General features: G+C 61.7%; 24 protein-coding genes. 11 read left to right on the forward strand and 13 right to left on the reverse strand.

The genetic code is table 11. The features are described 5' to 3' along the window. Positions 1–64: 64 nt before the first annotated feature. The gene (locus AC0L14_RS08510) at positions 65–460 is read left to right on the forward strand and encodes a hypothetical protein (RefSeq protein ID WP_123145941.1); all 396 of its coding nucleotides are present in this window, start codon (positions 65–67) and stop codon (positions 458–460) included. A 68-nt stretch (positions 461–528) separates the two neighbouring features. On the opposite strand, the gene AC0L14_RS08515 is transcribed toward AC0L14_RS08510, so the two are convergent. From AC0L14_RS08515 to AC0L14_RS08525, 3 genes are all read right to left on the reverse strand, one after another. Further along, positions 529–2,100, reverse strand: coding sequence for a GMC family oxidoreductase (locus tag AC0L14_RS08515; RefSeq protein ID WP_473487077.1), 1,572 nt, complete (start codon positions 2,098–2,100; stop codon positions 529–531). Between the two features lie 47 nt (positions 2,101–2,147). Then, entirely contained in the window at positions 2,148–2,696 is a 549-nt protein-coding gene (locus AC0L14_RS08520) for a gluconate 2-dehydrogenase subunit 3 family protein (RefSeq protein ID WP_473487078.1), read from the reverse strand. A gap of 79 nt (positions 2,697–2,775) precedes the next feature. Next, the gene (locus AC0L14_RS08525) at positions 2,776–3,171 is read right to left on the reverse strand and encodes a VOC family protein (protein ID WP_473487079.1); all 396 of its coding nucleotides are present in this window, start codon (positions 3,169–3,171) and stop codon (positions 2,776–2,778) included. A 365-nt stretch (positions 3,172–3,536) separates the two neighbouring features. On the opposite strand from AC0L14_RS08525, the gene AC0L14_RS08530 reads away from it, so the two are divergent. After that, positions 3,537–3,842: a ribbon-helix-helix domain-containing protein gene (locus tag AC0L14_RS08530; RefSeq protein WP_077384009.1), complete on the forward strand. Its 306-nt coding sequence runs from the start codon at positions 3,537–3,539 to the stop codon at positions 3,840–3,842. On the opposite strand, the gene AC0L14_RS08535 is transcribed toward AC0L14_RS08530, so the two are convergent. Then, the gene (locus AC0L14_RS08535; protein WP_473749157.1) at positions 3,839–4,549 is read right to left on the reverse strand and encodes a purine-nucleoside phosphorylase; all 711 of its coding nucleotides are present in this window, start codon (positions 4,547–4,549) and stop codon (positions 3,839–3,841) included. The genes AC0L14_RS08530 and AC0L14_RS08535 overlap by 4 nt on opposite strands. Before the next feature lie 85 nt (positions 4,550–4,634). Beyond that, a complete protein-coding gene (cckA, locus tag AC0L14_RS08540) occupies positions 4,635–7,205 on the reverse strand; it encodes a cell cycle histidine kinase CckA (protein ID WP_123145782.1) in 2,571 nt (856 codons plus the stop codon). A 368-nt stretch (positions 7,206–7,573) separates the two neighbouring features. Between cckA and AC0L14_RS08545 the strand changes: the two genes are divergently transcribed. Then, entirely contained in the window at positions 7,574–8,308 is a 735-nt protein-coding gene (locus tag AC0L14_RS08545) for a hypothetical protein (RefSeq protein WP_473487082.1), read from the forward strand. A gap of 101 nt (positions 8,309–8,409) precedes the next feature. Here the strand turns inward: AC0L14_RS08545 and dksA are convergent, their stop codons facing one another. Then, positions 8,410–8,826: an RNA polymerase-binding protein DksA gene (gene dksA, locus AC0L14_RS08550; RefSeq protein WP_006202025.1), complete on the reverse strand. Its 417-nt coding sequence runs from the start codon at positions 8,824–8,826 to the stop codon at positions 8,410–8,412. Positions 8,827–9,089: 263 nt separating this feature from the next. Between dksA and AC0L14_RS08555 the strand changes: the two genes are divergently transcribed. From AC0L14_RS08555 to AC0L14_RS08570, 4 genes are all read left to right on the forward strand, one after another. After that, positions 9,090–9,593, forward strand: a complete 504-nt coding sequence (locus AC0L14_RS08555) for a SixA phosphatase family protein (RefSeq protein ID WP_473749159.1) — start codon at positions 9,090–9,092, stop codon at positions 9,591–9,593. Positions 9,594–9,885: 292 nt separating this feature from the next. Further along, complete coding sequence (locus tag AC0L14_RS08560) at positions 9,886–11,400, forward strand: YcjX family GTP-binding protein (RefSeq protein WP_473749160.1); 1,515 nt, start codon at positions 9,886–9,888, stop codon at positions 11,398–11,400. Further along, positions 11,397–12,485, forward strand: coding sequence for a YcjF family protein (locus tag AC0L14_RS08565; RefSeq protein WP_473749161.1), 1,089 nt, complete (start codon positions 11,397–11,399; stop codon positions 12,483–12,485). The genes AC0L14_RS08560 and AC0L14_RS08565 overlap by 4 nt, the downstream gene beginning before the upstream one ends. 187 nt (positions 12,486–12,672) lie before the next feature. After that, positions 12,673–13,227, forward strand: coding sequence for a hypothetical protein (locus AC0L14_RS08570; RefSeq protein ID WP_473639190.1), 555 nt, complete (start codon positions 12,673–12,675; stop codon positions 13,225–13,227). A gap of 31 nt (positions 13,228–13,258) precedes the next feature. On the opposite strand, the gene AC0L14_RS08575 is transcribed toward AC0L14_RS08570, so the two are convergent. Continuing rightward, positions 13,259–13,480 carry a hypothetical protein gene (locus AC0L14_RS08575; protein WP_473639191.1) on the reverse strand — a complete coding sequence of 74 codons (222 nt, stop codon included), beginning with the start codon at positions 13,478–13,480 and terminating at the stop codon, positions 13,259–13,261. A 13-nt stretch (positions 13,481–13,493) separates the two neighbouring features. On the opposite strand from AC0L14_RS08575, the gene AC0L14_RS08580 reads away from it, so the two are divergent. The 3 genes from AC0L14_RS08580 to AC0L14_RS08590 all read left to right on the forward strand — a co-directional run bounded on the left by AC0L14_RS08580 (position 13,494) and on the right by AC0L14_RS08590 (position 16,240). Beyond that, positions 13,494–13,664 carry a hypothetical protein gene (locus AC0L14_RS08580; RefSeq protein WP_473487087.1) on the forward strand — a complete coding sequence of 57 codons (171 nt, stop codon included), beginning with the start codon at positions 13,494–13,496 and terminating at the stop codon, positions 13,662–13,664. Positions 13,665–13,838: 174 nt separating this feature from the next. Next, positions 13,839–15,695: a monovalent cation:proton antiporter-2 (CPA2) family protein gene (locus AC0L14_RS08585; RefSeq protein ID WP_473749162.1), complete on the forward strand. Its 1,857-nt coding sequence runs from the start codon at positions 13,839–13,841 to the stop codon at positions 15,693–15,695. Then, positions 15,692–16,240: a DUF924 family protein gene (locus AC0L14_RS08590; RefSeq protein ID WP_473749164.1), complete on the forward strand. Its 549-nt coding sequence runs from the start codon at positions 15,692–15,694 to the stop codon at positions 16,238–16,240. The genes AC0L14_RS08585 and AC0L14_RS08590 overlap by 4 nt, the downstream gene beginning before the upstream one ends. Before the next feature lie 103 nt (positions 16,241–16,343). On the opposite strand, the gene folK is transcribed toward AC0L14_RS08590, so the two are convergent. The 3 genes from folK to folP all read right to left on the reverse strand — a co-directional run bounded on the left by folK (position 16,344) and on the right by folP (position 18,152). After that, the gene (gene folK / locus AC0L14_RS08595; protein WP_473487090.1) at positions 16,344–16,856 is read right to left on the reverse strand and encodes a 2-amino-4-hydroxy-6-hydroxymethyldihydropteridine diphosphokinase; all 513 of its coding nucleotides are present in this window, start codon (positions 16,854–16,856) and stop codon (positions 16,344–16,346) included. Beyond that, positions 16,840–17,199, reverse strand: coding sequence for a dihydroneopterin aldolase (gene folB / locus AC0L14_RS08600; protein ID WP_123145775.1), 360 nt, complete (start codon positions 17,197–17,199; stop codon positions 16,840–16,842). Before folB ends, folK begins: the two co-directional genes overlap by 17 nt. A gap of 110 nt (positions 17,200–17,309) precedes the next feature. Next, complete coding sequence (folP, locus tag AC0L14_RS08605) at positions 17,310–18,152, reverse strand: dihydropteroate synthase (RefSeq protein WP_473526807.1); 843 nt, start codon at positions 18,150–18,152, stop codon at positions 17,310–17,312. 84 nt (positions 18,153–18,236) lie between these two features. Between folP and AC0L14_RS08610 the strand changes: the two genes are divergently transcribed. Next, the gene (locus AC0L14_RS08610; protein WP_123145937.1) at positions 18,237–18,854 is read left to right on the forward strand and encodes a DUF922 domain-containing Zn-dependent protease; all 618 of its coding nucleotides are present in this window, start codon (positions 18,237–18,239) and stop codon (positions 18,852–18,854) included. 46 nt (positions 18,855–18,900) lie between these two features. On the opposite strand, the gene AC0L14_RS08615 is transcribed toward AC0L14_RS08610, so the two are convergent. The 3 genes from AC0L14_RS08615 to AC0L14_RS08625 all read right to left on the reverse strand — a co-directional run bounded on the left by AC0L14_RS08615 (position 18,901) and on the right by AC0L14_RS08625 (position 20,926). After that, entirely contained in the window at positions 18,901–19,929 is a 1,029-nt protein-coding gene (locus AC0L14_RS08615; RefSeq protein ID WP_473487092.1) for an NAD(P)/FAD-dependent oxidoreductase, read from the reverse strand. A gap of 207 nt (positions 19,930–20,136) precedes the next feature. Further along, positions 20,137–20,457, reverse strand: coding sequence for a 2Fe-2S iron-sulfur cluster-binding protein (locus tag AC0L14_RS08620; RefSeq protein WP_006334837.1), 321 nt, complete (start codon positions 20,455–20,457; stop codon positions 20,137–20,139). A 100-nt stretch (positions 20,458–20,557) separates the two neighbouring features. Next, positions 20,558–20,926 (reverse strand): Hpt domain-containing protein, encoded by a 369-nt coding sequence (locus AC0L14_RS08625; protein WP_473487093.1) that lies wholly within the window; start codon positions 20,924–20,926, stop codon positions 20,558–20,560. Positions 20,927–20,932 lie beyond the last annotated feature (6 nt).

Genomic DNA, 20,932 nt, shown 5'->3' on the forward strand with positions numbered 1-20,932 from the left:
GACGGCGAACCGTTGCACCGCAGCAGGAAAATGGGGCAAGTTCGATCTTCAAAAGAGCGACGTCATGGCCTCCAGGATTTCTTGTATTTTCAGCACCATGCTTCTGGTTGCGGCCACCGGCGGCGCACGCGCCGACTTCACCGACGGCAAATTGCCGGACGGCACCTATCACTGCGAAGTCTATCTGCTTGGCATGTTCCTCAGCCTTGGCGACATCACCATCAAGGGGAATGTCTATAGCGGCCCGGTGACCTTCGGAACCGCCCGGCAGGGCTACAACTATCAGATGGATGCAAACGGCGAGATCACCTGGTTGGGCCCGTTGGGCGGCTATACGACCGGCGGCAACTCGATCTCGCTCACGCAAGCCACCCTGGACGGTCAAACCAGCCCGTCCTTCGACATCATCATGAAGCAGCCTGACGGCGCCTTCACCGCCTCGACCTGCACAAAGCGTTGAACAGCCGACAGGAAGAGGCGCGAAACCTTGCGAGGTTCCGCGCCAGCAGGCAAGTCGGGAGGGTATGGCTAAATGCTCTTGGCCGACATCTGTTCGGCAATATAGTCAGCCTGACGGATCGCCAGCGACACGATCGTCAATGTCGGATTTTCAGCGCCGCCGGTGGTGAACTGGCTGCCATCCGACACGAACAGGTTCTTGATGTCGTGCGCCTGGCCATGCTTGTTGACGACGCCGTCGGTCGCCTTCTCGCTCATCCGGTTGGTGCCGAGATTATGGGTCGACGGATAAGGTGGCGTCGGGAAGGTCCGCGTCGCCCCGACCGCCGCGTAGAGCGCCGAGCCCTGCTTGTAGGCGTGGTTGCGCATCGCCGTGTCGTTGGCATGGTCGTCGAAATGGACGTCCGCCACCGGCATGCCGTGCTCGTCCTTGATATCGGCATGCAGCGTGATGCGGTTTTCCTCGCGCGGCATGTCCTCGCCGACGATCCACATGCCGGCCATATGGTCGTAGTGGTCGAGCGCCGTGGTGAAGGAACGCCCCCAGCCGCCGGGATTAAGGAAGGCGGCCATGAACGGCAGGCCGAGCGACAGCGTCTCTAACTCGTAGCCGCCGACGAAGCCGCGCGAGGAATCGTTGCGGGCTTCGTCGCGGATGATACCGGCCATGGTGGTGCCGCGATACATATGCACCGGCTTGTCGAAGATGCCGTAGACCGAGCCCGTGGTGTGGCGCATGTAGTTCTTGCCGACCTGCCCCGACGAATTGGCAAGGCCGTCGGGAAACTGGCTCGATGCCGAATTGAGCAGCAGCCGCGGGCTCTCGATCGAATTTCCCGCGACGGCGACGATGCGGGCCTTCTGTTCCTGAAGTTTGCCGTCCTTGTCGGCATAAACGACGCCGGTCACCTTGCCGCTGGGATCGTGGTTGATCTTGATCGCCATGGCGTTTGGCCTGACCTCGAGATGGCCGGTCGCCTCGCCCTTGGGAATTTCGCTGTAGAGCGTCGACCATTTGGCGCCCCATTTGCAGCCTTGGAAGCAGAAGCCGGTCTGCTGGCAGGCATTGCGGTCGTCGCGTGGCTCGGAATTGATTGCCATCCGGCCGGTGTGGCACTCCTTGTAGCCGAGCTTGTCGGCGCCGGCCTTCATCACCTTGAAGTTGTTGTTGCCAGGAAGGCCCGGGATGTTGTTGGTGAGCGTCACGCCTAGTCTGTCTTCGGCCTTTGCGTAGTAGGGCTCCAGCTCGGCAAGCGTGATCGGCCAATCGAGCAGGTTCGCGCCTTCCAGTTTTCCGTAGGTCGAAAGCGTTCTGAATTCATGCTCCTGAAAGCGCAGCGAGGCGCCCGCCCAGTGCGTGGTCGAGCCGCCGACCGCCTTGACGATCCAAGCCGGCAGATTGGGGAAATCCTTCGCCACCCGCCAGTCTCCCGAGGTCGTGCGCTTGTCCGTCCAGGCGAGCTGGGCGAATGAATCCCACTCGTCGTTGATGAAATCCTCATATTCGTGGCGGGCGCCCGCTTCCAGGATGACGACATCGATGCCCTTCTGGGCGAGTTCGTTGCCGAGCGTGCCGCCGCCGGCGCCCGAGCCGATGATGACGACCACGCCATCGTTCTTGAGATCAAATGGTGCTGCCATGGATTCCTCCCGTGATGTCTGTTGTGTACGGATTGGGACGATGGGGCTCAGAGCCACTCGATGTCGTCGAACCCGCGCGCCATGTAGCCGCCCTTGGAATAGGACTCGCCCTCGTAGCCGAAGATCGGCCAGACCTCCTTCTGGTTGTAGAGGCCGACGACAAGCCCGCCGCGGACTGCCTGGAAGAACGGCGTGTCCTCGATCTCTCTCAGCACCGTAATGCGCTGCTCCTCCCAGCCGAGACCGGTGTAGCCGCCCTTGCCCGACTTCACGTCGAGATCGGCAATTCCCTTTTCGATAAGATCTTTGTGGGTGGGGTCTTTCCCGGCCTGCTCATCATGGGCCTTGACGGCGATTGCGTAATATTTGTCAGGCACTTGATCGTGCGGGTAGATGTCGCGCGCCATGTGAATCAGGGTCGCCATGGTTTCGGGCTTGAGCGCGGATGTTTCGAGACCCCAGGCATGTTCCGGGCTGATGACGGCACTGCCTGAAATGACCAGCAACGCGCCGACACCGCCGCGCTTCAGAAGCTCGCGGCGCGATAGGCCGGGCTTCTTTTCATGGGCCGGCTTGCTCTCATAAATCGTGACCATTTGTTCCTCCCTTGCTTGCTATCTGCACCCGAAGGTGCCCTGGCTGGCGCCGCGCTGGCCGGCGCGGCCGTAATGTCTCCTATTTGAACCGGCCCTGACGCTGCAGGACCTCGATCTTGTAGCCGTCGGGATCCTCGATGAAGAAGAAGCGCGCGAGCAGCGCTCCGTCGCGGTTGAACTCGACGATCTTCTTCAGGCTCAGGCCAAGCGCGCCGAGCCGGTCATGTTCGCTGTCCAGATCGGCGACCGAAACCGCGAGATGGCCGTAGCCGTCGCCGAGCGCGTAAGGCTCCTGGCGGCCCTTGTTGACGGTGAGCTCGACCTCGAACTCCGCCTCGGCATTGCTCAGATAGACGAGCGTGAAAGTTTCGAAATCGAGCCGTTCAGCGACGTCCAGCCCAAAGGCTTTCCGGTAGAAGTCGATGGACCGGGCCTCGTCCAGAACCCGGATCATGGTGTGGATCGTCTTCGCCAAATGACACTCCGTCGCAGCAGCGCCTTATGCGCGTCGGCGTGATTATGCGCGGGTTGCGGCAGAGGTGGTGGCAGCCGATTACCACGCGCTAATCTAACGACGGGGTGGCAAACCGCTAATGCATGTCGCGCAAAAGTGCGCAGCGGTTTTGCGATAACGACATGCATAAGAACGAGGCCTAAAAGCGCGTCGCATGAATCCATTCAAACGCGACGCGCTTTTAAGGACGAAAGTCCGATTGCTGTTTTCCGCTTTCCAGCTGAAGATAATTTGCCACGATAGGCACTGCTCAAAGGCGCGAATCGCTGCAGATTGCGCCTAAAATCAACAAGAATGGCCAAGACCAATAAGAACGGGAGGTAACGATGTGCAGAGTTTTTGCCGGGCAGGATCCGGAGGGCTACCGGCAGATCAATCGATCGATCCGTATCGACGGGCACTCGACGAGCATCCAACTCGAGGCGACGTTCTGGGCATTGCTCGACGAGATCGCCGACAGCCAGGGTCTGACGACCCCGAAATTCATCTCGAAGCTCTATGACGAGGCTATCGAGATCAATGGCCAGATTCCGAACTTCGCCTCGATGCTGCGCACGACCTGTGCTCTCTATCTGCGTGGCCATCGGCCGGGCATCGAGGAACACACGGCCCCGAAGCGGCAAGCAGCTTAACTTTCGATCGCAACATCGAGTGCCAGGCGAGTCATATCGGTGAAAAGCGCCTGGCGTTCGAAATAGTCGGTTTGCTCGCCGGTCACCACATTGTCGACGACAGTCAGCATCGACAGGGCCCGGGCGCCGAAATGCGCGGCAATGCGATAGAGCGCACTGGTCTCCATATCCACGGCCAGCGCGCCCTGTGCCTGTGCTTCGGCGAAGCGATCGCGCCCCTGGGGATGATAGAATATATCGCTGCAGATGGTCAGCCCGGCCTGATGTTCGATGCCGATTTCGGCAGCCCGCGTCAATGCCTGGGCATAAAGCGCCGGATCGGGGCCGGCATCAGCACCGTAGAGCCCAAAGACTTGGCCGCTCTCTGCACTTTCACCCCGCACCGACTGCGAGATCACCAGGCTGCGCAGTTTAACCGCCGCCGTCAGGGCGCCACAGGTGCCGGTGCGGATCAGTGTCCTCACGCCATGGAAGTCCAGCAATTCATGCGCGTAGATCAGGAATGACGAGACGCCGATGCCGGTGGACTGGATGCTGACGGGCTTACCGCGAAACAGGCCGGTAAAACCGAGGGCCTCCCTTCGACGGTTGACGCAGCGCGGCGCCTCCAGAAAGGTTTCCGCCATCCATTCGGCACGCTGCGGATCGCCCGGCAACAGCACTGTTGCGGCATAATCACCCTTGCCTGCCTCGTTGTGCGGCGTCACGGTATGCTCCCCCAAAACCCGCCGCCCGTTTCGCCATAATCATGGCAGTCTCACGCCATTTCGCAAGTGCGAGAATTAGTATGCCCTAAGATTCCAACACATCCTTGACGATTGTGGCCAGTTGCTTGAGCGAAAACGGCTTCGGCAGGAAACCGAAATGCGCGTCTGCCGGCAGGTTCTTGGCGAACGCATCCTCGGCGTAACCGGAAACGAAGACGAATTTGATGTCGGGTTGCCGCTTGCGCAGTTCGCCAAGCAGGGTCGGCCCATCCATCTCAGGCATCACCACGTCGGAAACGACAATGTCGACCTTGCCGCCGAGCGCCTCGAAGACTTCCAGCGCCTCGACGCCCGAGGACGCTTCGTGGACGGTGTAGCCGCGCGACGTCAGCGCCCGCATGCCGCCCATGCGCACGGCATCCTCGTCCTCGACGAGCAGCACCGTGGCCGAGCCCGACAGATCCTTGGCTGCGTCGGCGATCTTTGCCGGTGCGACCGGTGCCTCGCCGGGCTCGCCTGCCTTTCTCGCCTCAGCAATGTAGCGCGGCAGGAAAATGCGGAACACCGATCCCTTGCCGACCTCGGAATCGCAGAAGATGAAACCGCCTGTCTGCTTGATGATGCCGTAGACCATGGACAGGCCGAGGCCGGTGCCCTTGCCGACCTCCTTGGTGGTGAAGAACGGTTCGAAAATCTTCTTGAGGACTTCGGGGGCGATGCCGCTGCCGGTGTCTTCGACTTCGACCACCACGTAATCGGCCGGCGCAAGTTCGCGGTAGGGTAGGCTTTTGCTCTCTTCTGTCGTCACGTTCCGGGTGCGCACGGTGAGGTCGCCGCCAGCCGGCATCGCATCGCGCGCATTGACCGCCAGATTGACCACCACCTGCTCGAACTGCCCGATGTCGACCTTCACCGGCCACAGATCGCGGCCATGATCGACCTTCAGCTTGATGTCGCTTCCGACCAGGCGGGCCAGCAGCATCCGCAGGTCGGCAAGCACATCGGTCAGGTTGAGCACCTCCGGCCGCAGCGTCTGCTTGCGCGAGAAGGCCAGAAGCTGCCTCACCAGCGAAGCCGCCCGGTTGGCGTTCTGCTTGATGTTCATGATGTCGGGGAAGGACGGGTCCGACGGGCGGTGGTTGGTCAACAAAAGGTCCGACGCCATGATGATGGCGGTCAGGACGTTGTTGAAGTCGTGTGCGATGCCGCCGGCAAGCTGGCCGACCGCCTGCATCTTCTGGCTTTGCGCCATCTGGCCCTCGAGCGCCTTCTGCTCGGTGGTCTCGACGGCATAGACGATAGCCGATTCTTCGGCGCCCTCGCCGGTGCCGTCGGCAACCGCGTTGACGTAAAAGCGCATGTGCCGTTCTTCATTGCCGGGCAGCAGCGTATCGATCGGTTCGATGTCGGCCTGCCTTTGTCGCGCTTTTTCGAACGCCGCGGCAAAGGCGGGCCGGTCGCGCTCATGGATCACCGTGTCCAGCCGCACGCGCCGATCGACCGCGTCCCCGTCGACGACGGAGGAAAACAGCGACAGGAAAGGCGCGTTGGTGCGCAAGATGCGCCCGCTGTTGTCGACCGCCGCTATTGCCATCGGCGTCGAATTGAAGAAGCGGGTGAAGCGGATCTCCGAGGCGCGAAGATCGGCGGAAGCGTCCTCACCTTGCGTCCGGTTGAGCACGATGGTGCGCGTCGGACCGTTGACACCCTCGCGGCTGGCTGAGACCCTATGCATGAAACGCACGGGCAGCGCCTCGCCTTTCACCGTCGTCAGATCGAGATCGATGACCGCATTGCGCGTGGTGCCGGGATCGGCCTTGACTGAGCGGACCAGCGCCATGCCGTCGCCGGCGACGATCTCCGGAAGCGTAACGGCACCAGGCGTGAAGCTCGTCAGGTCGATGCCCAGCCACTCCGCCAGCGTGGCGTTGATATAGGTGACGCGGCCTTCCTGGTCGGCCGAAAAGAAGCCGGCCGGCGCATGGTCGAGATGGTCGATGGCCTCCTGCAGATCGAGGAAGAACCGCTCCTGCTCGGCCCGTTCCTCCGAGATATCGGCGAGTTGCCAGGCGAGCAAGGGCAGCCGCTGGCCCGGGACGCTGAAGGCGCGGGCGCGGGCACGGTACCAGCGCGCGCCCGGCTCGGCGCCGGGTCGAATGGATTGCGCAAGCCGAAACTCTCCGTCGCCGGGCTGGCCGTCGCGCAGGCCGGAGGCGAGCCGGTATATGGTCACCGAGGCCTCGGGAACGTCGGACAGCAAACTTTCGACCGTCTTGAGATCCGCCGCGGACGCGGCGCCCGTCATGTCGGCATAGGCCCGATTGGCGTAGACGACACGACCCTTGGTGTCCGTGACCAGAAGACCTTGCGACATCGAATCGACAAACGCTTTCGATAGCTCGTCACTCGTCGAGCGCGGTGTGATCTGCACGAAGCCGATGGCGGTGGCGAACAGGAAGCCGACGCCGATCATCGCCAGCACACCAAGCATTCCGAGCAGGAATGGATCGCCAAGACGTTCGCGGAAAAGGCCGAAGACGATCGCAGCGCCGGTCAGGACGACGATGAAGACGATGAGCCGGGTGACCGCACCCGGTCGCGTGTTCTGGTCGACGATCGGTACCGGATAGAAATCGCCGCGCGCTTCCTTGGCCATATGCCCCCTGCTCGTGAAATCCGGTACTTGCCCCTGCCCGGTTGAATCACATTCTCAGGGTCCGGAAAAGGCCTTGGCGGCAAATGTCCGCTAAAAATGACGCCCGTTCTGCGCCTGGTGTGGTGAAACCGAAATTCGCATCACCTTGGTGCAACGCGGAGCGAATTTCGGATTCATCACATCAGCAACTTGCTGAAAATCCAGTGTGGTGGATTTGAAGTGGGAACGCTGACGCACTCAATTCGCAGGTACTTCAAATCCACCAGATTGGCGTTTCAAGCTGTTCAAGAAGCGCGAAAGGCAACTTGCAGGGGCGTGCCGCAACAGTCTAGTGTCACTTTTCTTCGAAAGCCGATACGGGGGCACTAATGCAAGGGCTGGATAGCGTTTTGGGTCCTTATGCCGCGGAAATCCTGTGGACGCTGGTCGCGCTTGTCCTTCTGGCCATTATTCTCCTCATCATCAAGCTGGTCCGCAATCTGACCTTTGGAACATTCGTTGCCGGTGGCAGGAACCGCAAGACGCGCCTGGCCGTCATGGACGCCACCGCTGTCGACAGTCACCGCCGGTTGGTGCTGGTGCGCCGCGACGACATCGAGCACCTGCTGTTGATCGGAGGCCCAACCGATGTCGTCGTCGAACGCGACATCCGGCTGTCGGCGCTGCGCCGTCCTGCACTGACCGGAGATAGCGGCGGCCATCAGCCGGCACCGCGGCCGCGCGCGCCTCAACCGGCTCCTGCGCCAATGACGCAAGCACCGCCTCCGCAGCCGGTAAGCGCGGCCCCGGCGCCTGTCCGGCCCCATCAGACGGCGCCAGCGCCGAAGCCAGCAGCGCAAAGTCATCAATCGGCGACCGTCACGCCGCTGCCCGCCTACGGATCGGCGAACGCCACTGCCTTTCGACAGGCGCCATCGCCGGCAAGACAGGATTCCCCGCCAAAGCAGGATTCTATTGACGATACGCTGATGAGGGAGCTCGAGGTCTCGTTTGATGACCCGCACCCCACCAAGCCGGAGAGCAAGCCGGCGGCAAAGGCACCGTCGTCTCTCGATGACGAGATGACGAAGCTTCTCGGCGAGCTTTCCAGCCAGAAAAGATAACCGGCCAGAAACCGGGGCAGCGAACAGCTAACAAAAAATGTCCGGAGACCGGCCATGACAAAATTCGCTATCGGCTGCTTTTTAGGCGCTCCGCCTGTGCTTCAGTCGTCGCGGTAGACCTTCTCGCGGCGCTCGTGGCGCTCCTGCGCCTCGATCGACAAGGTCGCGATCGGACGCGCATCGAGCCGCTTCAGCGCGATGGGCTCGCCGGTTTCCTCACAATAGCCGTAAGTGCCTTCATCAATGCGCTGAAGCGCGGAATCAATTTTTGAAATGAGTTTTCGCTGGCGATCGCGGGCGCGAAGTTCGATGGCGCGGTCAGTTTCCGAAGAGGCGCGATCAGCGAGATCGGGATGGTTGGCGTTTTCCTGCTGCAGGATTTCGAGAGTTTCGCGCGCTTCGCGCAGTATGTCGTTCTTCCAGGTGACGAGCTTCAGGCGAAAGTAGGATTTCTGCCGTTCGTTCATGAACGGCTCGTCTTCGGAGGGTACGTAATCGGCAGTAACGATGTCGTTCATTCGACTCACCCAAACAGCCCCAATTTTGGCGCCTATATATTCGCGGACCGAATGCTGCACAAGCGTAATCGACGACAGTTTCACGCAATTGTTAATGTCGGGCAAAACGGTATTGGCCGCATCATTCGCATGAAGGGCACGACCGAATTCGCGTATGATTTGTTGGGTTTGAAAGGTGCCGGCCATTGTGCATAAGGCCGTTCTCATGGCTAATCCTGCAGCGCCTTTTGACGAGTTTCGGTGTTTGGCACAAGCGAGGGCCGGTGAGCAAGCTCTACCTGTTGAGGCATGCCAAGGCCGGATGGGCCCTGCCCGGCATGCGCGATTTCGACCGTCCGCTCGACGCATCCGGCCTCGCCGACGCCGAAACCATGGGTGCGGCCATGCGGGCCCGCAGCTACATTCCGGACCTCACCCTTTGCTCCAACGCAAAGCGAGCGCGCCAGACGCTGGAAGGCCTGGCCGGCCACACCGATACAGGCCGGGTCCTGTTCTTGGACACGCTCTATAGCGAGGACGCCGCCAGTTATCTCTCGATCATCCGCGGCAATGGCGGGCCAGGCTCGCTGCTCGTCATCGGCCACAACCCGATGACGGAAGATCTTACTATCGCGCTTTCGGGCGATGGCGACGAGACTGCGAGGGGAATTCTGAACCACGGCTTCCCGGCCTCCGGACTCGCGGTCGTCCATTTTCCAGGCAGTCTTGCCAACGCCGCGCAAGGCACCGGCTATCTCGAAGCCTTCGTGACGCCGGCCGATCTCTGACGCCATTTCAACCTAGCGTTGTAGATTTGAAGTTCCTGCCACTTCAATGGCATCAGCGCACACTACAGCGCCGTCCTCTTGGACGCGCAAAGGACGCTGTAGAACTCAATTTTGCGCATGATCTTTTCCGAACCTATGGTTCGGGTTCATGCGCGAATTCAATGATTTGCTGGTGTGGCTTAGAATCCGAAATTCGCTCACTGCGCTGCTCCAAGGTACTGCGAATTTCGGATTCGCCACACTAGGCGGCAGCGTCTATATCGGGTCGTACCGAAGCCCCGAGAGACGCATTTTGGCATCATCGCTGACCACTTTCACCGACGAGGCGAAGATTGCCCTGGATACGCTGTCGGGGCGCGCTACCGGGCTTTTTTCGCCATCGCTGCGGCTGGGTGTCACTGGCCTTTCCCGCGCAGGCAAGACAGTGTTCATCTCAGCCTTTGTCCACAATCTGATCCATGGCGGGCGCATGCCGCTGTTCGCGGCGCAGAAATCGGGACGCATCGCCCGTGCCTTCCTCGAAGAGCAACCGGATGACGCCGTACCGCGATTCCAGTACGAGGATCACGTAGCGGCCCTGGTCAACGACCGCCTCTGGCCGGATTCGACACGGGCCATTTCCGAGCTGAGGCTCACCATCGAATATGAATCGGCCTCCGGCTGGAGCCGCATGTTTTCATCAGGCAGATTGTCGGTCGATATCGTCGACTATCCCGGCGAATGGCTGCTCGACCTGCCGCTGCTCGGCAAATCCTACGCTGATTTCTCACGCGAAGCCTTCGAGATGGCCGCGCTGCCGGTGCGCGCCGACCTTTCGCAGGAATGGCGCGCGCTCTCTGCCGCTGTCGACCCGAATGCGGACGCCGACGAGATGACGGCGCGCCGCCTCGCCGACAGCTTCGCCGCTTATCTCAAGGCATGCAAGCTCGACGAGCGGGCGCTTTCAACCCTGCCACCCGGCCGTTTCCTGATGCCCGGCGATCTTGAGGGCTCGCCGGCACTGACCTTCGCGCCCTTGCCGGGCCTGAGTGAGCGGCGGGCGCGTTCCGGGTCGCTTCAGGCGATGATGGAGCGGCGCTACGAGGCCTACAAGACATATGTCGTAAAGCCGTTCTTCCGGGAGCACATCACGCGCCTCGACCGTCAGATCGTGGTGATAGACGCCCTGCAGGCCTTGAACGCGGGCCCCGGCGCCATGGCCGATCTCGAACGTGCTGTGACCGAAATCCTCGCATGTTTCCGCCCCGGCCGCGGCAATTTCCTGACCGACTTTTTTTCAAGGCGCATCGACCGCATATTGGTAGCGGCGACGAAGGCGGACCATCTGCACCACGAAAGCCACGACCGGCTGCAGGCGATCGTGCGGCGGCTCGCCGACCGTGCCGTGGCGCGGGCGAATTTCACCGGCGCCGATGTCGACGTGGTTGCCCTGGCGGCGGTGCGCGCGACCCGGGAAGGCACGGTCAAGCAAGGCCGTGAGACGTTGCCGGTCATCATTGGCACACCGTTGAAAGATGAAAAGATCAACGGCGAAACATTTGATGGAAGAACCGAAACAGCCATATTTCCCGGTGACTTACCAGAGAAAATTGACACGGTGTTCGAAGTCTCTGGGCCAGACAATCGGCAGAGCCCAGACCATCGGCAAAGTCCAGACCGTCGACAAAGTAATGATGACCCGGCAATCCGCTTCGTGCGCTTTCGCCCGCCAAAGCTCGAAAGCACGGCTGAAGGCGTCACGCTGTCGCTGCCGCATATCAGGCTCGACCGCGCCCTGCAGTTCCTGATCGGAGATCGTCTGGCATGACCGCGCCCCGCAAGCCGGCGGCTTTTCGCATCGAGCCGGAAGCCGCGCCAAAAGAACGGGCAGCCTTGCGGCAGCCCGACGCTCCATCGGCCAGAAGGCCACGCGCCGCGAAGGCTGATCTTGCCGTCGTCACTCCGGCGGAAATCGACGTTTTCGACGAGCCAGATATTATCGCCGCCGAACCGCCGCCGGCGACCGCGCCGCGTAAGCGTTCGATATCAGGTGGCTTGTTGTTCGGCGCATTGGGCGTTCTGGTTTCGCTGGCCCTCGGCCTTTGGACCGATCAGCTGATTCGCGATCTGTTCGCACGTGCCGAATGGCTGGGCTGGCTTGCCGCCGGGATGGCCGTGATCGCGGTGCTGGCGCTTCTGGTCATCCTCGTCCGCGAATTCCTGGCGATCGCCCGCCTCGCCGAGGTCGAAAAGCTACAGAAGCGGGCACTCGACGCCGTTGCCCGCGACGATCCGAAGGCCGCTCGCGCCGTGGTCGACGAACTCTCGGCCTTTGTCGCGGCCAAACCCGAAACCGCGGCCGGCAGACGTGCGTTGGCAGACTTGCGCGACGAGATCATCGACGGTGGCAATCTGGTGCGCCTGGCCGAGACCGAAATCCTCGGCCCCCTCGATGCGCGCGCCAAGGTGATGATCCTCGAAGCGGCAAAGCGTGTGTCGCTGGTGACGGCGGTCAGCCCTCGCGCTCTGGTCGACGTCGCCTATGTCGTGTTCGAAGCGGGCCGGCTGATTCGCCGGCTGTCGGAACTTTATGGCGGCCGGCCGGGCACGCTGGGGTTCTTCCGGCTGGCGCGCAGCGTTCTCGCTCATCTGGCGGTGACCGGCTCGATTGCCGTCGGCGACAGTTTCGTTCAGCAGATCGTCGGCCATGGCCTCGCTGCTCGGCTCTCGGCCAAGCTTGGCGAAGGTGTCGTCAACGGCATGATGACGGCGCGCATCGGCATTGCTGCGATGGAGACCGCAAGGCCCCTGCCCTTCAGCGCCACGAGACGGCCCGGCATGGGTGATTTCCTGTCCGCGCTGACATCGTTTGCAACGAAAAAGCACAAGGAAACATCGGCTTCCGACAATTGACAACTATCTCCAGCGCCGCACGTCTAGTGGGCGCGAAAAGGACGCTGAAGCACTTTGATTCGCGCATGATCCCAGCGCAAATCGCTTCCGATTTTCGGAGCCATGCGCTAGCGGTGACGAAGCATTAACCAATCTTGTTCATGGTCGGACGGGTTCCAAACAGTCTCTTTGTTGCCGGGTGTCGTCGATGAAAAGCGTGATCTTGTCTAGCGTCCTGCCAATGGCGGTCGCGGTTTCAACAACTGCCGGCATGGCCGAAAAGACCTTTGCAGCAGAACGGGACAAGAAGTTCTTTCAATCGGTGGAAGGCGAATGGGTCGGCCCGGGGGAAATCGTCGCCGGCAAATACAAGGGCACGAAATTCACCTGCAATTTCACCGGTTCGACACCAGACGGCAAGATCGGCATGTCGCTCGACGGCGGCTGCCGGGTCGGCATGTTCACCCAGCAGATGTCGGCGACGATCCAGCACAAAGGCCGCGAGGGCTACAAGGGCAGCTTCATGGGCGGTGCTGCCGGTTCCGGCCTCGACATTATCGGCGGCAACGTGGTCAGCGCCAACAAGGTCGTCTTCACCATCAACCGCAACCAGTTGCGCGGCGTCATGCAGGCTCTTGTCCCCAACGACAATTCGATGACGGTGACGGTTGCGGTGCGCGTCGACCAGCAATTAGTGCCGGTCATTGGCATGAAGCTGAAGCGCGTCGATACGGTCGAAGTCGGCTCCATAGCGCCGAACTGAGCGACCTTTTGCACGTCCGATAGGCGGCGCTCTACTCTAGTTGCAAAAAAGCGGCAGCCACCGCCACCGCTTTCTCCAAAACTCCGATCGATGCACAGCCCTTGATGGCGGTGATCAACTCGTCATAGGCCTTGCAGGCCTCGTCCGCCGTCGTCGTGCCCTGATACTTGGTTATGACCGCCTGGACCTTGGCGGTGAGGTCGGCTGCCTTGGCCGGATCCTTGGTAACGGCCTCCTGAAGGGCTGCAGTCATGTCCTGAGCTTTCTTGGACAGCATTTCGGTCGTGCAGTCCGGCGCCTTCGAGCAGGCCGATCCGGCGAGTGCCGCGATGCCAACGGCAACAAGCAAAAAAATCTACATGTCAGTCGTCTCCCTCAAAAAAGGCGGCCGACTTGATCGTCGTCCGCCCTTCACGGCCAAAGCCGCGCGTCCTTAGCGCCCGATTGCTGCAACATTCAACGCAGCGGGTGCATAAAGCTGTGGAGCGCGCCTGCAACGCTGCTGCACCAGTTTCCGGATTCGGACTGTTCGATTTCAGCCGAAGCCCCTATCTTGGCCGCTCGATGCCGCAGCACGTGCGGCGGCCCCTAGAGAGAACGGAACGGCAGGCATGGCGGCAGAAGCAGCGGGCAGCGATCTGATCCACGTGGTGGCGCTGCTCGCCGCAGGTGTTGTCGCCGTACCGATCTTCAAGCGCGTGGGGCTTGGCTCCATTCTCGGCTATCTGGCGGCCGGCGTGGTCATCGGCCCGTTCGGCATCGGCATCTTTTCCGAATCGGAAGCGATTCTTCACGTCGCCGAGCTCGGCGTCGTCATGTTCCTGTTCATCATCGGGCTGGAGATGCAACCGTCGCGGCTGTGGGGACTCAGGCGAGAGATCTTTGGCCTTGGGGCATTGCAGGTCGGCGTGTGCGCGCTGTTGCTGACCGGCGTCGGACTGGCGGGAGGTTTTCCGGTCTCGCAATCCTTCGTCGCCGGCGCCGGCTTCGTGCTGACCTCGACGGCGATCGTCATGCAGCTTCTGGAGGAGCGCGGTGAGATCGCCGCGCCCAAAGGCCAGCGCATTGTCTCCATCCTGCTGCTCGAGGACCTGGCGATCGTGCCGCTGCTGGCCCTGATCGCCTTCCTAGCGCCGGGCGGCGCCGATATGAGCTTGACGCAGCGGCTGATGGAGGTGGGCATCGGCCTTGCCGCCATCGTCGGGCTGGTGCTGGCCGGGCGCTATCTGCTCAATCCGTTCTTTCGCATCCTGGCGGACGCCCGCGCCCGCGAAGTGATGACCGCAGCCGCCCTTCTGGTGGTTCTGGGGTCGGCGCTTGCCATGCAGCTCAGCGGCCTGTCGATGGCGATGGGCGCTTTCCTGGCCGGCGTGCTGTTGTCGGAATCCACCTTCCGCCATCAGCTCGAGGCCGATGTCGAACCGTTCCGCGGTGTGCTGCTCGGGCTGTTCTTCCTCGCTGTCGGCATGTCGCTCGACCTGCATGTGGTCATCGAGAACTGGCGGATTGTCGTCATCTACGTCGTCGCCTACATGGTGATAAAGGCGATCGGCATCTATCTCGTCGCCCGCACCCTCAAGACCGGTCACCGGGAAGCGCTCGAGCGTGCCGTCTTCATGGCGCAAGGCGGCGAATTCGCCTTCGTTCTCTATTCCGCAGCCGCGGCGGTCGGCATCATCGACAGCCAGGCTAACGCGACCCTGACGGCGATCGTCATCATCTCCATGGTGCTGACACCGCTGGCCATTCTGGCATTGCGGTATCTGACGCCGCGCGACGAGCAGTCGCTCGAAGGCGTCGACATCGCCGATGGCCTTACCGGCAGCGTGCTGATCATCGGCTTCGGCCGCTTCGGCCAGATCGCCAGCCAGCCGCTGCTGTTGCGCGGGATCGATGTGTCGATCATCGACAATGAGGTCGAGATGATCCAGGCGGCGGCCGATTTCGGTTTCAAGGTCTATTATGGCGACGGCACGCGGCTGGACATTCTGCGTGCCGCAGGCGCTGGCCGCGCGCGCGCCGTGTTGATCTGCGTCGACAAACCCGATGTCGCGGTCCGCATCGCAAAGCTCATCAAGGCGGAGTTTCCCCTGCTGACCGTGCTGGCACGCGCTTTCGACCGCGGAACCGCACTCCAGTTGATACGTGCCGACGTCGATTTCCAGATTCGCGAAACCTTCGAATCAGCGCTTGTCTTCGGCGGCTCCACGCTGGAAGCGCTGGGCGTCGACCCGGAGGAAGTCGCCGAGGTGATCGAGGACGTCCGCCACCGCGATGCCGCCCGCTTCGAGCTGCAGCTCGCCGAAGGCGTTCGCGCCGGAGCGCGCTTCCTCAAGGGCAATATCGGCACGCCGATTCCGACACCGCTCAGCCAGCCACGCCACGCCGGTCAGGCGCTCAATGAAGAAACCGCCGGCGTTCTGCATAAATCCGAGCCTGCGGATTTAACACCTGGAGCAAACAGATGATCGAACTGGACGAGCGCGCGCTCTCCGTCACCAAATTCTGGCGTGACGCTGGGGAAGACGCACGGTTCGAGAAGAATGACGCCTTCGACGCGGAGTTCCGCAATCGGTTTCTCGACCTGCACTACGCTGCCGCGCGGCGTGAATGCGACGACTGGTCGGAGCATGCCGAAGGCTCACTGGCGCTGATGATCCTGCTCGACCAGTTCCCGCGAAACTGCTTTCGCGGCACCGGCCATATGTATGCGACCGACCCGCTGGCAAGGCATTTTGCCGAGAAGGCGATCGCCGCCGGCCAGGATCTGGCGCTCGACGAAGAGCTGCGCGTCTTCCTCTATCTGCCTTATGAGCATTCGGAGCATCTCGCCGACCACCTCAAATCAGTGGACCTCACTACCGCCAAAGCCCAATCTTATCTGAAATATGCGGTCGAGCACCTGGAGATCATTCAGCGCTTCGGCCGCTTTCCGCATCGAAACAGGATGCTTGGCCGCGAGACGACGCCGGAGGAACAGGTGTTCCTCGACGGCGGCGGATTTTCCGGCTGAGCTCAGTGCATCGGAGCGAAAGGTGCGAAGCGGCTTTCGGTTAAATCCAATGCGTAAACAAAGAGATAGAGCAGCGCAGCGGTTCCATTTGAAAACACGCCGTTTAGGTCAGCCACCAATCCCGGCCGGACGGCAATTGCTCGATGCCGGCGCTGTCGAGAGCGGCAAGCCGCTCCGCCACGCTTCTGCCGTCGACGGTGAGGTCAGGCGCGATCTCGGCCAGCGGCGCCAGAACGAAAGCGCGCTCCAGCATGCGCGGATGTGGCACTTCCAGCCCGGTTTCGTGGATAATCCGATCGCCGAACACCAGAATGTCGATGTCGATCAGGCGTGGACCCCAGCGCTCCTCGCGCACCCGCTTCAGCCTGCGCTCTACATCGAGGCAGAGATCGAGCAAAGCATGTGGTGCGAGCACAGTCGAAATTTCGGCAGCCGCATTGAGAAAATCCGGCTGGTCGAGCTTGCCCCAGGGCGGCGTGCGGTAAAGCGAGGAGACGACAACGACGCGCGCGTTCTCGTCGGCGTCCAGCATGCGCAGCGCCGCGCCCATCGACCTTGCCGGGTCGCCGAGATTGCCGCCAAGGCTGAGGTAGACAGTATTATTCGGGCCAGACAACGGTCACCTCGACATGATCGAGCACACCGGGCACCGGAGCGTTCGGCTTGCGCACGGTAATCTCGGCCTTTTTGATCTGGGGAAACCGGGCCGTCAGCGCCCGGGCCACCTCCAGCGCCAGCGCTTCTATCAGAAAACGCCTCTCCCCGGTTATGATCTTTTCGATCACCCCGAAGGCGACACCATAGTGGACGGTATCCTCGATGGAATCGTCGACCAGCGCGCGGCCGGGTTCGACGGTGAGCGCGGCGTCGACATAGAAGCGCTGGCCGAGCGTCTCCTCCTCATCCAGCACGCCGTGCCGGGCGAAGAAAGCGCAGTTCTTCATGCGTATGACATACATCGCTCAGCGTCCCGCTCGATTAGAGCGAGGTGCGTCCAGTTGGACGCACAAACTACGCTCTAACGCTTAAATCGACGCATCCTGCCGGAAATCGATTTTGATTTTCGAGCCTATGCGGTGGTTTCACGCGCCAGCATAGCATCGGCAAGCGCCAGCGCATCCACATTGATTGCGACATCGTGGACGCGAAAAAGCTGCGCGCCCTTGAGCCTCAGTATGACGCTCGTCGCCGCCGTTCCGGCACCCCTGGCCGAGGCGTCGCGGCCGGTGACGGCGCCGATGAAGCGCTTTCGCGACGTACCCGCCATCAGTGGAAAGCCCAAGGCATCGAGTTCGGAAAACCGTGCCATCAGGTCGAGATTTTCCTCCGCTGTTTCCTTGGCGAAGCCAAAGCCCGGATCGAGCACGATTTGGTCGTCGACAACGCCGCTTCGCCGGGCGATTTCCAGTGACTTGCTGAGGAAGGAAAACTGATCCTCGATCACGTCGGGCAGTTTTTGCCTGTCACGTCCGGTGTGCATGATGACCAGCCCGGCGCCGGTCTCGGCAGCGACCCGCGCGACGCCCGGTTCGCGCTGCAGGCCCCAGACATCGTTGACGATATGGGCGCCGGCAGCGACGGCAAGCCGGGCAGTGTCCTCGCGATAGGTGTCGACCGAAATCAGCGCCTTGCCAAGCCTGGCGAGCGCCTCGATGACAGGCAGCACGCGGGCCTGCTCTTCCTCGACGGCTACCGGAGATGCGCCGGGACGTGTCGATTCTCCACCGACGTCAATGACGGAGGCGCCCTCTTCCACCATCCGGCGGGCCTGGGCCATCGCCTGTTCGGGCGCAACGAACAGTCCCCCGTCGGAAAAACTGTCCGGCGTGACATTGAGGATACCGACGATCACCGCCTTGCCGCCAAGGTCGAGATGACGCCCATGCGCCAGTTGCCATCGCCGTGTCGTCATTGTCCATCAATCATGTGTGATCCGCCAAAGATCAATTCCGTTGCGCCGGCAGCGGCCGTAGCGCATGGTAGGCAAAGAGGCAACATGATGAAACGATCACTGCTTTGCGCCCTGATGCTCGCTTTTTCTGCCTTGCCGGCGGGCACGGCGAGTTTGGTAAAGACATATAGCTACTTCAGCATCGGCGGCAGAACGCTCGATGATATCGGATCCCAGCTTACGAAACTTGGACCTCAGGTGAAAAGCACCGGGATGCGGCATCCAGGCGCCACGCAGATGGCGTTCACCACCCGCGTCAGCTATGCGGAAAAATCGAATTCCTGCGCGATTGCTGACGCCGACGTCACTCTCAAGGTCAAGGTGATCCTTCCCGAGTGGCGCCGCTCGCGCAAGGCTGATGCGGGCGTAAGGCTGTTTTGGGATACATTGTCCGCCGACATCAAGCGCCATGAGGACCGCCATGTCGAGATCGCCAAGAACCATGCCCGCGACCTCGAGGATGCGCTGAAGGCGACCTATCCGCAGAAGACTTGCCAGGAGGCCAAGGCCAAGGCCGCGGAAGTCGCCGCCGCTATTCTTGCCAAGCACGACCAGGCCCAGATGCAATTCGATCGCGTCGAGACAATCAATTTCGAAAGCCGTATCCTGCGGCTGCTGCGCTATCGCATGGAGCGCATCGAGAACGGCCGGCTGCCGGGTTAGCTCAGGCCAGATGATAAGATCGATTCTCGTGGAGTAAGAGTGGGCGTCAGCCGGCGACGCCGAGCTTCTTCTGTAAGCTGGTCGACGACGTCGTATACTGGAATACGATGCGCTCGCCGGGGCTGACGATGCGCTTGGCTGCCTGGGCCATCAGGGCGACCTCATGGAAGCCCGACAGGATCAGCTTCAGCTTGCCGGGGTACCAGTTGATGTCGCCGACGGCGAAGATGCCCGGTACCGACGTCTGGAATTTCTCGGTGTCGACCGGGATCATGTTCTCATGAAGATTGAGCCCCCACTCGGCGATCGGTCCGAGCTTCATGGTCAGGCCGAAGAACGGCAGCATCCGCGTGCACGGCACCTCGATATCGCCGCTGGGGCCTTTGATGGTCGCGGAGGAAAGCTGGCCGTCGGCGCCGGACAATCCCGTCACCTGCCCGACCTGGAAATCCAGTTCCTTCATCTCCTGCATGGCGTACATCTTGTTGACGCTGTCGGGCGCCGCGCGAAACTCCGGCCGGCGGTGGACCAGCGTCACGCTCTTGGCCACAGGCTGCAGGTTCAGCGTCCAGTCGAGCGCCGAATCGCCGCCACCGACGATGATGAGGTCGTGGCCGCGAAATTCCTCCATCCGGCGAACCGAGTAGAAGACGCTCTTGCCCTCATAAAGCTCGATGCCCGGGATCGGCGGCCGCTTCGGCTGGAACGAGCCGCCGCCGGCGGCGATAACCACAACTTTGGCTTCAAACACCTCGTTCTCGTCGGTGATCACGCGAAAGCTGCCGTCCTCGAGCTTTTCGAGGCTTGAGACCATGCGGTTGAAGGTGAAGTCGGGCTTGAACGGCGCGATCTGCTCAAGCAGTCTGTCGACTAGGCCCTGCGCCGAAATCGATTGCCAGCCGGGAATGTCGTAGATCGGCTTTTCCGGATAGAGTTCGGCGCATTGCCCGCCGGGCCGATCGAGTATGTCGATCAGATGGCATTTCATGTCGAAGAGGCCGAGTTCGAACACGGCGAACAGGCCGACAGGCCCCGTCCCGACAATCAATACGTCCGTCTTGGTGATATCGGTCATGAATGCGCCTTCGATGCGCACGACCGCAAAAATCGAAATCGATTTTTGCTGGGGATCATGCGCCAAATCACGGTGCTACAGCGTCCTTTGCGCGTCCGAGAGAACGCGCGGCGCTGTAGAGAACGGCGCGACACTGCATGACCATTGGCCCGCTGCCAAGCCGGAGCCGGAAAAATCGGCTATATCTAGCGCTTCAGCCTTCACGCTTCAGCCTTGGCGGGCGGGCACGCGCACAACCAGCCCGTCGAGAGCGTCGCGCACCTTGATCTGACAGGAAAGCCGTGAGTTCGGCTGGACGTCGTAGGCGAAGTCCAGCATGTCCTCCTCCATCGCTTCCGGCTCGCCGACTTCCGCCGTCCATGCCTCGTCGACATAGACGTGGCAGGTCGCGCAGGCGCAGGCGCCACCACATTCGGCCTCGATCCCCGGCACAGCGTTGCGGATCGCGTTCTCCATGACGGTCGAGCCGTTTTCGGCATCCACGTCAAAATGTGTGCCGTCATGGGCGATGAAGGTCAGCTTGGTCATTTGTCACCTGAAGGGAGTCCCAGCCGAGATAATCACTCCGGCAGACAAGTCAACTGCCGCGCGAAAGCGGCGCTCTATGCCGTTTTTTTCGGAAATCGGTTTAACGGCTGATGGCGGCGACGAAATCGCGGACTTCTTCGATCAGGGCGCCAAGCCGCTTGAGGGTATTGATATCTTCAGGTTGAAGTTCGATCGCGCTGGCGCAATCGGCAATAGCGAAGGCGCCGACGCCGCGCGCCGAACCTTTCAGCCCGTGCGCCAGAAGCAGTCTTTGCCTCACATCGGCGTCGACGATCCTGTCGCGAACCGACAGCGCCTGCTGTACGAACAGCGCCAGCACCTCCTGCTCGAGGCTGCGGTCGCCCATCGTCTGGCGCGCCAGGTGCGCCAGGTCCACCGGCCGCGACCCGGCCGTTCCCGACACGTCGCCGCCGGGCATCGAGAAGGCAATGCCGTTTTCGCCACGCATGAATCT

The sequence above is a fragment of the Mesorhizobium sp. WSM4841 genome, assembly GCF_055811515.1.

Bases quoted from the DNA above. Each gene is read 5' to 3' on its own strand.
- dksA (WP_006202025.1), bottom strand. From the start codon at position 8,826: ATGAACGACATCGTTACTGCCGATTACGTACCCTCCGAAGACGAGCCG.
- AC0L14_RS08590 (WP_473749164.1), top strand. From the start codon at position 15,692: ATGATCGAACTGGACGAGCGCGCGCTCTCCGTCACCAAATTCTGGCGT.
- AC0L14_RS08620 (WP_006334837.1), bottom strand. From the start codon at position 20,457: ATGACCAAGCTGACCTTCATCGCCCATGACGGCACACATTTTGACGTG.
- AC0L14_RS08510 (WP_123145941.1), top strand. From the start codon at position 65: ATGGCCTCCAGGATTTCTTGTATTTTCAGCACCATGCTTCTGGTTGCG.
- AC0L14_RS08545 (WP_473487082.1), top strand. From the start codon at position 7,574: ATGCAAGGGCTGGATAGCGTTTTGGGTCCTTATGCCGCGGAAATCCTG.
- folB (WP_123145775.1), bottom strand. From the start codon at position 17,199: ATGTATGTCATACGCATGAAGAACTGCGCTTTCTTCGCCCGGCACGGC.
- AC0L14_RS08565 (WP_473749161.1), top strand. From the start codon at position 11,397: ATGACCGCGCCCCGCAAGCCGGCGGCTTTTCGCATCGAGCCGGAAGCC.
- AC0L14_RS08575 (WP_473639191.1), bottom strand. From the start codon at position 13,480: ATGACTGCAGCCCTTCAGGAGGCCGTTACCAAGGATCCGGCCAAGGCA.
- AC0L14_RS08530 (WP_077384009.1), top strand. From the start codon at position 3,537: ATGTGCAGAGTTTTTGCCGGGCAGGATCCGGAGGGCTACCGGCAGATC.
- cckA (WP_123145782.1), bottom strand. From the start codon at position 7,205: ATGGCCAAGGAAGCGCGCGGCGATTTCTATCCGGTACCGATCGTCGAC.
- AC0L14_RS08515 (WP_473487077.1), bottom strand. From the start codon at position 2,100: ATGGCAGCACCATTTGATCTCAAGAACGATGGCGTGGTCGTCATCATC.
- folP (WP_473526807.1), bottom strand. From the start codon at position 18,152: ATGACGACACGGCGATGGCAACTGGCGCATGGGCGTCATCTCGACCTT.
- AC0L14_RS08625 (WP_473487093.1), bottom strand. From the start codon at position 20,926: ATGCGTGGCGAAAACGGCATTGCCTTCTCGATGCCCGGCGGCGACGTG.
- AC0L14_RS08570 (WP_473639190.1), top strand. From the start codon at position 12,673: ATGAAAAGCGTGATCTTGTCTAGCGTCCTGCCAATGGCGGTCGCGGTT.
- AC0L14_RS08610 (WP_123145937.1), top strand. From the start codon at position 18,237: ATGATGAAACGATCACTGCTTTGCGCCCTGATGCTCGCTTTTTCTGCC.
- AC0L14_RS08520 (WP_473487078.1), bottom strand. From the start codon at position 2,696: ATGGTCACGATTTATGAGAGCAAGCCGGCCCATGAAAAGAAGCCCGGC.
- AC0L14_RS08615 (WP_473487092.1), bottom strand. From the start codon at position 19,929: ATGACCGATATCACCAAGACGGACGTATTGATTGTCGGGACGGGGCCT.
- AC0L14_RS08585 (WP_473749162.1), top strand. From the start codon at position 13,839: ATGGCGGCAGAAGCAGCGGGCAGCGATCTGATCCACGTGGTGGCGCTG.